Origin of the sequence: Paenibacillus sp. HW567 (assembly GCF_000374185.1) — a bacterium.
In the GTDB taxonomy this organism is placed as follows: Bacteria; Bacillota; Bacilli; order Paenibacillales; family Paenibacillaceae; genus Paenibacillus_AQ.
In genome coordinates this window covers 1,576,302-1,588,679 of the sequence record NZ_KB910518.1, presented here as the reverse complement: position 1 = coordinate 1,588,679, position 12,378 = coordinate 1,576,302, and the positions used below count along the sequence as shown (strand labels likewise).

At 42.1% G+C, this 12,378-nt stretch carries 13 protein-coding genes; 2 read left to right on the top strand and 11 right to left on the bottom strand.

Annotated elements, in window-relative coordinates:
- Nucleotides 1-213: 213 nt before the first annotated feature.
- From B212_RS0107025 to B212_RS0107010, 4 genes are all read right to left on the bottom strand, one after another.
- Complete coding sequence (locus tag B212_RS0107025; protein ID WP_019909819.1) at nt 214-900, bottom strand: response regulator transcription factor; 687 nt, start codon at nt 898-900, stop codon at nt 214-216.
- A gap of 287 nt (nt 901-1,187) precedes the next feature.
- Nucleotides 1,188-3,002: an extracellular solute-binding protein gene (locus tag B212_RS0107020; RefSeq protein ID WP_028530666.1), complete on the bottom strand. Its 1,815-nt coding sequence runs from the start codon at nt 3,000-3,002 to the stop codon at nt 1,188-1,190.
- Between the two features lie 105 nt (nt 3,003-3,107).
- Nucleotides 3,108-4,001, bottom strand: coding sequence for a carbohydrate ABC transporter permease (locus B212_RS0107015; protein ID WP_019909817.1), 894 nt, complete (start codon nt 3,999-4,001; stop codon nt 3,108-3,110).
- 23 nt (nt 4,002-4,024) lie between these two features.
- Nucleotides 4,025-4,984, bottom strand: a complete 960-nt coding sequence (locus tag B212_RS0107010; protein WP_019909816.1) for an ABC transporter permease — start codon at nt 4,982-4,984, stop codon at nt 4,025-4,027.
- 261 nt (nt 4,985-5,245) lie between these two features.
- On the opposite strand from B212_RS0107010, the gene B212_RS0107005 reads away from it, so the two are divergent.
- Nucleotides 5,246-6,106: an AraC family transcriptional regulator gene (locus B212_RS0107005; protein ID WP_019909815.1), complete on the top strand. Its 861-nt coding sequence runs from the start codon at nt 5,246-5,248 to the stop codon at nt 6,104-6,106.
- Nucleotides 6,107-6,351: 245 nt separating this feature from the next.
- A complete protein-coding gene (locus tag B212_RS0107000; protein ID WP_019909813.1) occupies nt 6,352-7,182 on the top strand; it encodes a nucleotidyltransferase domain-containing protein in 831 nt (276 codons plus the stop codon).
- Nucleotides 7,183-7,210: 28 nt separating this feature from the next.
- Here the strand turns inward: B212_RS0107000 and B212_RS30940 are convergent, their stop codons facing one another.
- From B212_RS30940 to B212_RS0106960, 7 genes are all read right to left on the bottom strand, one after another.
- Nucleotides 7,211-7,510 (bottom strand): hypothetical protein, encoded by a 300-nt coding sequence (locus tag B212_RS30940; RefSeq protein ID WP_019909811.1) that lies wholly within the window; start codon nt 7,508-7,510, stop codon nt 7,211-7,213.
- Between the two features lie 106 nt (nt 7,511-7,616).
- Entirely contained in the window at nt 7,617-8,858 is a 1,242-nt protein-coding gene (locus tag B212_RS0106990) for an ISL3 family transposase (RefSeq protein ID WP_019909810.1), read from the bottom strand.
- Between the two features lie 67 nt (nt 8,859-8,925).
- Nucleotides 8,926-9,231 carry a hypothetical protein gene (locus B212_RS0106985; protein ID WP_019909809.1) on the bottom strand — a complete coding sequence of 102 codons (306 nt, stop codon included), beginning with the start codon at nt 9,229-9,231 and terminating at the stop codon, nt 8,926-8,928.
- Nucleotides 9,232-9,444: 213 nt separating this feature from the next.
- Entirely contained in the window at nt 9,445-9,993 is a 549-nt protein-coding gene (locus B212_RS30935; protein ID WP_036669020.1) for a CPCC family cysteine-rich protein, read from the bottom strand.
- A gap of 357 nt (nt 9,994-10,350) precedes the next feature.
- The gene (locus tag B212_RS0106970) at nt 10,351-10,935 is read right to left on the bottom strand and encodes a hypothetical protein (RefSeq protein WP_019909805.1); all 585 of its coding nucleotides are present in this window, start codon (nt 10,933-10,935) and stop codon (nt 10,351-10,353) included.
- A gap of 137 nt (nt 10,936-11,072) precedes the next feature.
- Nucleotides 11,073-11,495: a hypothetical protein gene (locus B212_RS0106965; RefSeq protein ID WP_156830085.1), complete on the bottom strand. Its 423-nt coding sequence runs from the start codon at nt 11,493-11,495 to the stop codon at nt 11,073-11,075.
- Nucleotides 11,496-11,700: 205 nt separating this feature from the next.
- Complete coding sequence (locus B212_RS0106960; RefSeq protein WP_198015837.1) at nt 11,701-12,216, bottom strand: hypothetical protein; 516 nt, start codon at nt 12,214-12,216, stop codon at nt 11,701-11,703.
- Between the last annotated feature and the right edge of the window lie 162 nt (nt 12,217-12,378).

Sequence of the window (12,378 nt, the reverse complement as noted above, 5' to 3'; positions counted from 1 at the left end):
CAACTGTGATAAGAATCCAGAAAACTGAAAGCGTGATTTGAAGGGTTTCTGTCCCCTGGGCCAGCGGGGATGACGCCAGTTCCGAGAAGTTCATCCCGTTATTCCATGTAAACAGACTGAATAAGAACTCCAATACCAGAAGCGTCAGTGCAATTCCAGTGGTATAGCCTATGTACCTGTGCATGATGATTCTTTTGAAACTGCGTCTTTTCTTCATGTACGCATCTCCAGACGATACCCCAATCCCCGGACGGTTCCGATAGATATTGCGCCGTCCCCGGGAAGTTTGCCGCGCAGCTTGCTGATGGCGACCATCACCGTATTGTCGTCTACGATGGCTGTCTCCTGCCACGCAGCTTCATAAATCTGCTGTTTGGTGTATACACGTCCGGGGCTTTGCATAAACAGCTTCATCATGTTAAATTCCGTGGCGGTAAGAGGGATTATCCCGCTGCCGAAGCTAAGGATGCAAGCGGAAACATCCATACACAGCTCACCTGCCGTCAGTAAAGCCGCTTCGGAATTTGCCGCGCCTCCGTCATAGCGGCGTAATTGAGCTTTGATTCGGGCAGTGACCTCCAAAGGGTCAAAAGGCTTTGTCACGTAATCGTCCGCCCCAAGGTCAAGCCCCAATATTTTCTCATGATTTTCTGTTTTGGCGCTCACAACAATAATGGGAAGATTGCTGCGTTCTCTCAACCCTTTGATAAGCTGATAGCCGTCTAGCTCCGGCATCATAATGTCGATGACAGCCAAATCAATCCGTGCGGACCCAGCCTGTTTAAGCGCCTCCAAGCCATTTTCAGCCTGTATCACGCAATAGCCATCCTTTTCTATGTATAACCGCAGAAGCTCACGAATTTCCTTCTCGTCATCTACAATCAGAATCGTTTTGTTCATGGTTTCACCTCTCTTCTTGCTCATCACCTTCGAGCTGTAAGTTCATCTTAGTTGTCATACCTTTCAGTTAATCAGGGTTAACCTTAACATTACCTTAAGATTTCTCCTGCAATCGGGCTGCCAATGATGAATATATCTGTCCAGTGAATTCCTGATGATCATAACAGGAATTCACTGTTAAATCATCCCAATAATCAACAAAAAAAAGCCATGCTCAAATCCCACCGCTGGATTGGACTTCCTGAAGAAGGTCCAAGCGGCAGGAGATGAACAATGGCTTCTAATTATTATTTGTAGAGCGTGAATACGGTTTTTGTCGTCTGGTCAAGCTCCCAATTGATTACATCGTCATAGCCCATACCTTTAGCTTTCGTAATCATCTGCTGCTTCAGGCTGTCATATTCGGTCTGATCCTTGGCGAACATCATCTTCCAAGAGAATTCTTTGATTACCTTGCCCACCTGGCTATGCTTTAATTTGATATCCGAAGGTTCTTCTACAGGCGCCTGGCCATTGAAGAATGGCTTGGAGACTGCCACTTGATTGTTTTTGACAAACCATTCCTTATCAGTCAGCACACCCATTGCCTCACGCCAGCTTTTCGTAACCGGATCAGGATTTCGTGTCAATGTCGAGTTCCATAGATTGAAATCATACGGCTCTCCGGTTTCAGGGTTAATGCTAGAAGTAATCAGGGTTCCATTGTTAAGCTTACCGAAGTTACCCGCTCCTTCACTCCAGATCCCTCCGCCATATTCATCCGGAAGAGGGGTATCAGGATTGTACATGGCCTGCTGTCCCAGCTCGGTTAAGGTTGGTTTGCCGTTTGCATCCAAATCCCAAGCCATGCCTTTGGGACCATTGTAGCCTTCTTCAATACCTTCCGGTGAATACATCCAATCGAGGAATGCCATTACCCGTTCCGGATACTTTGTCTTGGCCCCAATCGACCACATCCAACTGCTCCCGTAAGGGTTGAAGCCGCTGGAGTAAATCTTCTGCTCCGCGAATGGAACCAATGCGAAGCCTTTTCCTTCTGAGGTATGATTCGGCGTATTATACGTATTGACCAGCCAAGGGAATTGGGCGAACAGCACCTGGCCGTCCTTAATTTTGTTCGACACATCACCGAATTTCTGGGTCAGGGAATCCGGATCGAGCAGGCCCATCTGATTCGCATCGAAATAGAATTTGAGTCCTTTCATGTAATGGCTATTGTCATCCAGAATCGGTTGATATTTAGCTTCGTCTGCTTTGACAAGAATCAAGTTACCAGAGTTAAACCCGTCTGTTTCTGCATATCCGTAAAACTGTGCTGTGACCTTAACCAGCGTGGAGAAATCTCCATCCCAGTCTGACCAGAGTGAGAATCCGTACGTCTTCTTCCCCGCTTCACTCTTCGGCTGCAGCTCCTGCATCTGCTTCAAGACAGGAAGATAATCATCCAGGGTCTTGATCTCGGGACTGCCGAGCTTCTGGTACAAATCCCAGCGAAGATACGGGCCGAATGTCATGGTAGCGCCTTCACTTGGCCCCTCACCATTGCCTACATTGTTGCCAATCCCGTAGATGGAGGTATCGTTACCGTATTGCTTGCTGTTTGCTTCCAGCGCCTTTGGAGCATATTTCTGCATGTTCTTGCCGTATTTATCAAGCAGGTTATCCTTTTTCCAATCCAAGAGCATGCCCGCTTTTATAGAGTCGGTGAAGTTTTTGCCGCCCATCCCGACAATGAGGTCGCCTAAATCGCCTGACGCCATCTGTGTAGCGACCCGGTCAGTGCTTCCTTGAATGATATTCAATTTGATGTTGAATTTGTCTTTAACCAGCTTGGCGAACCAGCCCGGCTGCTCGCCGGAATAGTTGGCCAGAAGGGAGAATACTGACAGGGTCACTTCCGGCTCCTTGGACCAGTCCGTAATAACATCGCTCTTTGAGGATGTGTCTGTACTGCTGTCTTGCCCGCCCGAATTCGATTGAGAAGGCGATTGACTGCTTCCAGCTTCAGATGCATTATTACTACTATTGTTACACGCAGTGGCAAAGACCATAACGAGACACAGGAGTAACATGATAAATGACCGCTTTTTTTGTCTCAACATACTTGCAATGACCTCCCTGAATATGGATTAAATCATAAAACCATCGTGCTGCAATTGCCTGGAATAAGGTCTCTCACCTCCTTACACCGTCTAAAGATGATCGCACTAGCCCTTGATCGCACCTATCATAATACCTTTCACAAAGTAACGCTGAAAGAAAGGATAGACGAGCAGGATAGGAACGACGACAATAATTGAGACTGTCGTACGGATCGAGGTGGGAGTCGGCAGGATAGATACGTTGCCTCGCATGCCTGCGCCAGCGGATTGTTTCATAATTTCAGCAATCGACAAGGCTTCGTTCATATACCGCCACAGAATAAACTGCAGGGTAAACAGCTTTGAATCCGTCATCAGAAACAAGGTGTCATAGAACTGATTCCATTGCCCCACCGCGCTAAAAATTGTAATCGTAGCCAGAATAGGTGTGATCAGCGGCATCACGATTTTCCAAAAAATAGTCATATATCCCGCACCATCAATCTGTGCAGACTCCTGCAGAGCAATCGGCGTTGATTCCACAAAAGTTTTGACCAGGATGATAAAGAAAGGCGACACAATGCCGGGCACAATATAAGCCAAAAAATTATTCGTCAATCCCAGATTCCGCATGGTTAGGTACCAGGGAATTAACCCTGCGTTAAAATACATGGTGATTACCAAGAATCGGTACCAGAACCGCCGCCCCCACATCTCATTTTTTGTAAAAAGATAGCCTAGCAATCCCGATGCAGCAACTGTTAAGGCAGTTCCTATCACAGTACGTGCCATAGTAACACCGGCGGCTAGGGTAAGACCGGGAATCTGGAACACGTGCTTGTAGTTAGAGAATTGGAGGCCTTTGGGGTAGAACATTACAAGTCCTTTGCTGCTAAGGTCGTTATTGCTTATTGTATTGATGAGCAAGTAATAGAACGGAAAGACGCAAGCCAAGGTGAACAAGGCCAACACTGTATAGTTGAGCAGATCAAATATACTGAACTTCTTTTTTCTAGCCACTTCATTCGTCTCCTTTCTCAGTGTCAGATAATGCTCTCGCCGCGGACAACCTTGGATAATCCGTTAGCCAGAAACAGCAGGAACAAACTGACAACCGATTTCATAATGCTTACAGCAGTGGCAAAACCGAAATTGGAATTCGCCATCCCAATGTTATACACATAAAGATCCAGCACTTCGATATTATTCATGTTCATTGCGTTGGCAAAAACGAAATATTGATCTAGGCCGTTATTAATGAAATTCGCGATGGATAAGATCAGCAGTACGAAGTAGGTGGGGATGATTCCCGGAACGGTGATGTGCAGAATCTGCTTGAAGCGGTTTGCTCCGTCAACTCTGGCTGCTTCAAATAATTCAGTGTCTATCCCGGTAATGGCTGCGATGTACATAATTGCTCCCCAGCCCAATCCCTTCCAGATTCCCCACAGCGTCATGGCCAGCCATGTATGCTTGTCGGATGCAAGAATATTCATCGGTGTATCAATCCAGCCCAGATCCAGCAGAAGATTATTAACAAAACCGTTATCAACAGAGAAGATCATGAACGCAAACGAATATACCAAGACCCAGCTAATAAAATTGGGGAGTGTTGTAAACGTCTGGACCATTCGCTTGAACCTCGTACTCTTAATCTCCTGCAGCAGAATAGCAAAGATAACTGGAAGCACAGAGGTCAGAATCCCAAGCGAGCTTATAGCAAACGTGTTGCGCAGAACGCGGACCATCTCGGCGCGCTGTACCTCATTGGAGACCATCATGGTGAACCAGCGCAGACCGACAAATTCACTTTTGGACAATGGAATCGCCGGAAAATAATCATATAGTGAGTAAATCCAGCCATACAGAGGCAGGTAGGAAAACAGAAACACAATTACTAAAAAGGGAAATGCAATCAGGAACAGTTTATATTTTCCTTTTATATAGCCCCCTTCTCTCCCGCCCAATGGAGTTTTCGCTGCTTTTGGCGATATGGCACTCATCTAACTCCCCCTAATTGCATAATTTGCTGTTCAAGATATGAATTTGAAGAAGACTTAAGAGCGCTTTCATTTATCCTCGACTTCAGCTCATATCTTCGATACAAATAGTATTATAGTGAATCAAAATGGTGATAACCTTGATTATTCCGTATCAAAATAAGCACAATCTAGACATCTAATTACACATTTTAATCCTTGATTTTGTAGCCCGACTTAGAGCATGATTAAGACATATTTTCACAAGAAATGGGAGGGATAGTAATGAACAGCGTATACCTGGACTGGTTTACAAAGGACGAGCAATTCCCCTTTTTTATTCAATATGGCGGGCATGATGATAATACATTTTTGCATCAGCACTCCGGATTCTCTGAGCTTGTAATTGTGTTGAACGGGCATGCAACCCACATCGTCAATGACGACACACATTTTATTAAAAAAGGAAATGTATTTGTCATAAGCGGGGAATCTGTTCATGCTTATAGAGACCCTCATGAGTTCAAAATTTGCAATATTATGTATAAACCCGAAATATTACGGGCCATCGGTCAGGACCTGAGAATCTCCAGCGGATATCAGGCCCTTTTCGAAATTGAGCCATTCTATCGCAACTATCATTCGGATGCAGCTACGCCCAGGCTTTGTATCCCCAATCTGGAGCATATTTTTTCCGTAATCTCAATTATGATCGAAGAATTTACGAATAAGCTTAAAGGATACCAGTCCATGATCCTTTCACAATTTATGGGGCTTGTTGTCTATTTATCCAGGCATTATGGCAGTCAAGTAACCAGCATACCTAACAATCTGATGCATTTGGCGAATACGATCTCTTATATTGAGGATCATTACCTTGAATCCATTACTTTGGAAAATATCGCTAATCATTCGAACATTTCTGTCCGGTACTTAAACCGGATTTTCCAAGCTTATTATCGGACAACACCCATGTCTTACCTCATACGACTTCGCTTGGACCGGGCTTGTACTCTCTTGAAACAGACCAGACTACCGATAACAGATATTTCCTACCAATGCGGGTTTAATGACAGTAACTACTTCACGCGGCAGTTTTCCAAGGTGTACAAGCAGTCGCCAAAGGCTTACCGGGATGACCATTAAGTTAAGCAAAAGTCAGAAAGCATTTCCCAAAAGGAAAGCGCTATCATCCCAATAACGTACTGATGAATGAGGGTAACTACTGTTAGTCATAGCCACCTGATCAACTCAGCACTGTGTAGGCCATAAAAAAGACCTTGAAGGACATTCTCCTCAAGGTCTTACAGCTTACATTCTTTTCAAAGCAACTCCCAACGCTTGAAATTTCTCAATAACCGCCTGAGAGCAGAATTTGAAGGGAGCTATTCATGTTACCTCAAGTAGTTGAACGAACTATGAAAAAGTTGTGTGATTCTTTAAGTGTGAAAAATTTTAATATAGCAGCAGTTTACATATATGGTTCGGTTGCATTAGGAGACTATATTGAAGGTTCTAGCGATATAGATTTTATTGCAATTCTTCGAGAGCCGCTTAACATTTCCGATATCCAGGCAATTTCCGCAGCTCACCGAGAGGTCGAAAATGTGTTTCCACAGGCTGACATTATGGGAGCTTATTTGCTTGATAATGATTTAGGAAAACCGCAAAGTGAAATTAGTCCTTTAATAACCTACTACAATAAACATGTGCATTCAAATGGGTACGGTGCTGATATTAATCCAATTACGTGGTGGACTTTAAAAAATCATGGAATTAAGGTCTTTGGATCGGAACAATCCTTAAATTATGAGGTAGAAATTAAATCTTTACTCGGGTATGTAATTGATAACCTAAATAACTACTGGGTTACTTGGATAGAGCGATTAGAGAAGCAATTGTTATTATCAGACCAAGAGCGTTTTACTAAGCAGCTAGATGAATCAGTTGAATGGTGTACACTTGGTATGTTACGGCAACTATACACAATAAAAGAGCATAATATAAAGAGTAAAGTCGAGGCTGGATATTACGGAATTACAACTGTTCCGCAACACTGGCACAGGCTAATCTACGAAGCAATAAATATTAAGCGGCTCCGTCCTGAGCGTTATTATTGTTCAAATGAAAAGCGATTAACTGACTTAGTGGCTTTGCTTCGTTATATTCACCTAGAAGCTAATCGTGTGTTTGATGATTCGAACGGGTTGTTGAACAAATGAAATTTGGCAATTCAGATTCCACAACATTTCACTCCAATCTTTTTGAGACTCCTTTCTCAATATCCACCTCAAATTTTTCTTCTGGTATACCTAGATCTTCAGTTGTATTTAGAATATAACGGTCTGGTTCATTAGTCGGCTCAAGGTATCCCCAATGAGTTCCATAGCTTTTCTCTGTATAAACTACAATGGTCCTTGTGCTAATTTCGACATCAATATTCTTTATTTCATCTGATACAGCATCCCTAACATATAACCTTGCATGGCTATTTTTTTGAAACATATTAATTAGGTCTAATCTATATTCATATTTCTGATCGGTGGTCATTTTTATATCGTCACTTGTAATTTTTTCTGTTAGCCACCCCTCAGTATTGGTGTTCTGAAATAAACTAATCGAAAAAAGGTTCAACCTCAGAATCAGTGCTTGATTATTAGCACAACATCCGATGGCGGTTACATTCGATCAGAATACCCGCCTTATAGCGACTGCGATTCCTTGTAAAATAATGGCGGCGTTGAAAGGCTTTAATTCGATTGTGGCGGCCCTCTACGGTTGCGTTTGTCCATCGGCATAGATGGTAATTTACGATCTCCTCTTGCCAATTACGCATGGTCTTTAGCGCACTTTGGACGGCGGCGTGGTCGATCTGATCGCCTTGCTTACACCAACGCTCAAATCCCAGCATGGCAACGACATAGCTAGGCGAGCAATCATACCAAGTCGTGAACGCTTCTTTCCATTCCCACACGCTGCGCAGCAGCGGGGAGTAGCTCAGTATGGCGTCCAACTTCTTTTTGCTTTCCTCGTTCAGCGCTTCGGCAGGCGGATTCAGGAGGCGATGGTTCGCTTTCAGGTATGCTTTGGCACGCGGCGACAGTGTAGGCTGAACGGTTTTCCGAACTTCTTGCACGCTTTCAATTACATAACCGTGAACATGAAACCGATCTGCGATGCGAATCGCTTTCGGAAAACACTCGCCAATCCAAGTGTGGTAGGCCTGAGCCAGATCCATAACCACTGCCTTCGGGTGAAGCAGAAGGAACTCCGGATGTGCCTGGGCATACGCCCGCAGGGCTTCCAGCTTTCGGCCCGGCAGCAGGTCCAGCATCGTCTCGCCTTTAAGGTTGTGAATGCCGGTGTTATACGTATGACCTTTCTTGATCGCGAAGTCATCGACACCCAGAACCAATTCAGACGTTCCTTTGGCTTCTTCCCACACTTGTTCGTAGAGCGCATCGCTAACGTCAGGAACCGCCTCGTTATGCATACGTTGTACGGTACTTGCCGGCGCTTGCTGCATCCTGGCGCTATGCGCGGCCGTGGATCCAAGAGCCTGTTCGACCGTGTGGGAGCGAAGAAGCCTGCTGTAACGTTGTTTGGGACCAACGAAATCATATATCCATACGAACCCGGCTTCGCAGCTATTACAAAACATGCGAATAGTCGGCACGTGCAGATAGGTTTTCTTTTCAAAAACGGATAGATGTCGGACGGTTCGCATACCATTGCTTCCCTTCCGAATGACTTCTTGATCCGAAGCGCAGCATGGGCAGATTTGCTTGTCATCTAACGGCACGGCTTCTATGTGAACTTCATCCTCATGAACGGATAACAGTTGGTGAATCTTTAGCTCTGGTATGTCGAGCAGTTCGTTGATATACTGAGTTGGCATCTGTCTATTCCTTTTGTTGTGGGTGGGGACTTACAACAATACAGGATTAGCAGATGTTTTTCCAATTTTATCCGATATTCATTTCGTCAAGCACTGATTTCTGTTTTGAGCCCGAAAAACAAAAAAGTATAACAATACCAGAAACAATAAGTGCATTAGCCACTAAACTAGATGGATTCCACCCTTTAATTAACAATACAACAAATACCAAAACGATTAGTAAAACGGGACCTCCAATAAAGACTAAATTTACTGCCCCCACTAAGTCTAGTCCTCTCTGGAAATTTGCCGTTGTACCCAATATTGACCATACAATAGCAAATAAACCTATTAAAGCAGAAATAATCCATAAAATTCTAAACCAAATATTCATATAATAACCTTTCCCCCGCTTTTCCTTTCGATTTCAAAATAGGCTCAGATTGCGTCCACGTATTGCAATTCTATTCAGCTCTTCAACTCATTTTCAACATACAAAAAAACTCACTCCTATTCAGAGTTCAAGCTGATTTAAAAGATTTCCGTCTAATTCCCCACGAATAAAATATCCATACCCTTCTCCTATCCGCTCTATCTCTTTAAGCGGCTATTTACAATACAATTCAAATCTATCTGACGTAAGTAATCGTAACGAAGACTCATCCACAGCACCAAACTTAATAAAGTTATCACAAGCCTGAGCTAGAGTCATATGGTTAGGTGAACTATAATAATTTGGATCTCTGTTTCCGTCATCTTCCCAATAACATACTGGGCAAATATAGTATTCACCTTTTGTAGGAAGTGTCTTAAATTCACAACACGGACAACTATAAAGTTCTTCCTGTAAACCCTCAACCTCCTGATTAACCTGTAGGATTACTGACACAATCTTCGATAAATACTCATTTCTGACCCCAAGATACTTTTTTCTTAAAGCTACAAATAACAACGCATTATAAACTTCATCCATTGCATCTCTCTGAGGTTCATCAAATTGGAGCATCTCTGATTGTAATATTTCAGGCAACTTATCGAATTCGGGATCGTCCTGGTCTATCCCCCACCAATCAATTAGGATTTCTTCCCTTTCTTCCTTAGACAAATCTTCAATCGCTGATTTTAAAATAGCAGCTATTGCTTCTTCTCGATTCATGTTTTCGACCTCACTTTTTGCCGCCACTGAGTGATTTTGCAAGATCAATCGCGGCTTGGAATGGATCGCCAACTCTACCGTCGTCTTTATAAAACGTTCTGATTTGTCGATCTTTAATATAGCCCACAAGTACACGGCGAGTTGAAGGATCGTAAGTATTAGAGCCATTTGGCCATGCTAACTTATGTGGGTCAAAATTATTATGTCCCTGAACTTTTTTTCTTTTCACTACATCAACAAGAGATACTATTTACGATACTGACACCCTTGGAGGCTAAGATTAAAGAAATGATGTTGGTTAAGTTGCCCTTGTTGAAAAAGGAAACCCTGGAGTGTTATCCATGGGCCAAATGAATTCTAGGACTTCTTATCCCATACAAGACGATCACTCTCTATATAATCGTTTTCTTTAAGCACACTAACCATATCCTCATTGGAAATGATCCACCTCACTATATTGTGGCTATTTTCAAAGATGTTTCTAAATACATTGTCATACTCAATAACTGATTCTACTCCCATTGTTGCAAGTAAGAGATTCTTTGATATTTTTTCAGAAAGCACGATTTTTGAAATGGAGTCATAAAAACTTTGATTAAAACTATTAATAATCCCATTATCTAAATTTTCCATCAATTTTGTGTCTATAGATATCCTTGTGTCAAAAATACCATTTTCAAGTTTGTCAATCATAATTCCAAAATAGTACGTTGCGATTATCAACCCACTTATTAAAATAATATCACCAGAATCAACTAAATCCTTAAGTGATTTAGCGCTTAGTTTTAAGGCGTGTTCTCTTAAATTTTCGAATTCCCAATTCTTTATAGTTTCAACTTTTTGAATCATGACTGATAACCCTAAAACATTCAAAGCTTCAATTATTTGATCAATGTCTATAAAATCTATAGAAAATAAAACAATATTTAAGTTTGCGCTCAATCTTTATCATCCCCCATTAGATATTGCTGTTTTAATTATTGTAGAGTCCGTCCCCCGGGTACAAACCGACATTCATTCGGCACTGGGTAGGGGTAAAAGAATGACCTTGAGGACTTTTACCCCCAAGGTCAAATCTATCATTGTATTTGCTTTGTTAAATCCTCAACATCATCAGTTACCCAGTTTTTAGCATTCAACTCTTTAAGCACTTTTCTTGAAGCCTTTACAATTGATTTTTTCAAAGAGTCAATTTCCGTGTCTAGTGATGCAATCACCTCCAAATTAGCCTTATTTCTCCGAATAAAACTTAATGTGATATGCAAGTTATCTTTCTTTACACCATGCACATAGAATGGTCCATCCAAGAAATTAAAATCTTGTGATGTTCCAGCAGATGAAGTTTCAAGTAATTTTATGGACTTATTCCACCAAGTCAGAATAACCACAATAAAATCATTCCAATTACAATCAGGAAAAAACGCATCTCCAAATTGGAAATAAACCTCACCAGTAATTGATTTTCGATTGCTTATTTCGAGTGTAGATTCTTCAATTACCACACTAACCAATTCCCCACCTCACGGTATTATCCGGGTAAATGATCCGGATGCATTGGCCAGTTTACCGCATAGTATAGTTTTCGATTTAAATGTTCGTACATCCGATTTCAGAAAAACTTGGTGTAGGTATTGCTGGGGTAATATGTGGAACTAATTGAATGATGGAGTTCACTCGGCACTGGGTAGCCCCTTCAAAAAGTATTTTTCACACCATGAAACTTAATGAATCATTCAATTGTATTGTTTCTTCGTTTGATAGCCCCCCAACCTTAATAAAACATAATTCGTCTAATTCGTTTACACCAAATATAACTTTACCAGAATGAATACATTTAGCTACTTCGCCATCCCTAAATGAAAGCAATAAATTATTACTAAACATATACACCTCTAACTTACATTCAACATCCAATGTCCCTTTTTCTTTCATCTGTGTCAAATCAAATACTAGAATCCCTTGTTCATTGTTGGTTAAGTTATTAACCTTGCCCACAGAATCCAAAACTACCTTATTTGAATCAACGAGGGTTATTGAACGAATCAATCCAGTATTTGAACCCACTCCAATTTCTAAAAGTGATTTTTTGAAGTCTCCCAGTCTAAAATAATGTGTACCTTCCTCGGCTTCATTCCAAGTCCCCCATTTAATATCAATTGGGATATATGGGTCAATAGTTATTTCTTCCTGCAAGCACAACTTTTCCACACTAATTTTCAACAACTCTGTCACCCCTTTGTACCTATTCTCATCAGTTACCCCATCCATTGAACTGGGCGTGTTTTACAACCGGAAGTTGCCCCTCTCCTCTAGGAGGACTAAATTTGAATTCCCAATTGCCAGCACGAATAAGCTTATCATACTTGATGCCATTTTTTGTTGCCT

Bases quoted from the DNA above. Each gene is read 5' to 3' on its own strand.
- B212_RS0107020 (WP_028530666.1), bottom strand. From the start codon at position 3,002: ATGTTGAGACAAAAAAAGCGGTCATTTATCATGTTACTCCTGTGTCTC.
- B212_RS0106985 (WP_019909809.1), bottom strand. From the start codon at position 9,231: ATGAATATTTGGTTTAGAATTTTATGGATTATTTCTGCTTTAATAGGT.
- B212_RS0107005 (WP_019909815.1), top strand. From the start codon at position 5,246: ATGAACAGCGTATACCTGGACTGGTTTACAAAGGACGAGCAATTCCCC.
- B212_RS0107010 (WP_019909816.1), bottom strand. From the start codon at position 4,984: ATGAGTGCCATATCGCCAAAAGCAGCGAAAACTCCATTGGGCGGGAGA.
- B212_RS0107025 (WP_019909819.1), bottom strand. From the start codon at position 900: ATGAACAAAACGATTCTGATTGTAGATGACGAGAAGGAAATTCGTGAG.
- B212_RS0107000 (WP_019909813.1), top strand. From the start codon at position 6,352: ATGTTACCTCAAGTAGTTGAACGAACTATGAAAAAGTTGTGTGATTCT.
- B212_RS30940 (WP_019909811.1), bottom strand. From the start codon at position 7,510: ATGACCACCGATCAGAAATATGAATATAGATTAGACCTAATTAATATG.
- B212_RS30935 (WP_036669020.1), bottom strand. From the start codon at position 9,993: ATGAATCGAGAAGAAGCAATAGCTGCTATTTTAAAATCAGCGATTGAA.
- B212_RS0106990 (WP_019909810.1), bottom strand. From the start codon at position 8,858: ATGCCAACTCAGTATATCAACGAACTGCTCGACATACCAGAGCTAAAG.